The 1,393-nt window shown below is 68.2% G+C and carries 1 protein-coding gene and 1 pseudogene; both read left to right on the forward strand.

Going from position 1 to position 1,393, the window contains the following annotated elements; all coding sequences use genetic code 11:
* Positions 1-269, forward strand: a pseudogene (locus tag KDH83_RS30680) (urea ABC transporter permease subunit UrtB); the annotation flags it as partial.
* Positions 266-1,393: urea ABC transporter permease subunit UrtC (urtC, locus tag KDH83_RS30685; protein WP_212322811.1), on the forward strand; the 1,128-nt coding region annotated here is incomplete at its 3' end. The pseudogene KDH83_RS30680 and the gene urtC, both read left to right, overlap by 4 nt.

Here is a 1,393-nt window from a genome sequence, read left to right on the forward strand (position 1 = left end):
CCGGCGTGGCGCTGTCGCAGCTGGGCAATGTGGGCCCGGACCTGGGGCGGGGCTACATCGTCGATTCGTTCATGGTGGTGGTGCTGGGCGGCGTGGGACAGCTGGCCGGCACCGTCATCGCCGCGCTGGGCCTGGGCGGCGTCAACAAATTCCTGGAACCCTATGCGGGAGCGGTCATGGCCAAGATCACCATCCTGGCGCTTATCGTGCTGTTTGTGCAGAAGCGGCCGCAAGGCCTGTTCGCCCCGCGCGGCCGGAGCGTCGAATGAAACCCGCCGCGCAGGACCTGGGCCTGGCGTTGCGCCGGCCGCTGTACTCCCCCCGCGCCTGGGCGGCGCTGGCCATCGCCGCCGCGCTGCTGGCGCTGCTGCCGCTGCTGAACCTGGCGTACGCGCCGGGCCATCCGCTGCATGTCTCGTCCTATGCCGTCGCGCTGCTGGGCAAGTTCATGTGCTACGCGCTGGCCGCGCTGGCGCTGGACCTGGTCTGGGGCTACGCCGGCATCCTGTCGCTGGGCCATGGCCTGTTCTTCGCGCTGGGCGGCTATGCCCATGGCATGTACCTGATGCGCGCCATCGGCCGCGACGGCGCCTACCAGAGCGAACTGCCGGACTTCATGGTGTTCCTGGACTGGAAGAGCTACCCCTGGTACTGGTCGTACACCGAGCACTTCTGGTACGCCATGCTGCTGGTCGTGCTGGTGCCCGGCGCGCTGGCCTTCCTGTTCGGCTACTTCGCCTTCCGCTCGCGCATCAAGGGCGTGTACTTCTCCATCATCACGCAGGCGCTGACCTTCGCGGCCATGCTGCTGTTCTTCCGCAACGACACCGGCTTCGGCGGCAACAACGGCTTCACCGACTTCAAGCGCATTCTGGGCCATGACATCACGGCGCCGGGCACGCGCGCCGCGCTGTACTGGAGCACGCTGGTGGCGCTGGCCGGCGCGCTGGTGCTGGCGCGCGCCGTCACGCAGTCCAAGCTGGGTCGGGTGCTGACCGCCGTGCGCGACAGCGAAAGCCGGCTGCGCTTCATCGGCTACGAGCCGCTGGGATTCAAGCTCTTCGTCTGGACGCTGTCGGCCGTGCTCTGCGGCATCGCCGGCGCGCTGTACGTGCCGCAGGTCGGCATCATCAATCCCGGCGAGATGTCCACCGAGAACTCAATCGAAATGGTGATCTGGGTGGCCACCGGCGGACGCGGCACGCTGATCGGCCCCATCATCGGCGCCGGCGCGGTCAACGGCCTGAAGACCTGGTTCACCAGCGTGCTGCCGGAATTCTGGCTCTACGCGCTGGGGCTGATCTTCGTGCTGGTCACGCTGTTCCTGCCGACCGGCATCGTCGGCCTGGCCCGCCGCATCGCCGCCCGCATCACTGCCCGTACTACTGCCCAC

The organism is Achromobacter sp. Marseille-Q0513 (genome assembly GCF_018195695.1).
GTDB lineage: Bacteria > Pseudomonadota > Gammaproteobacteria > Burkholderiales > Burkholderiaceae_B > Achromobacter.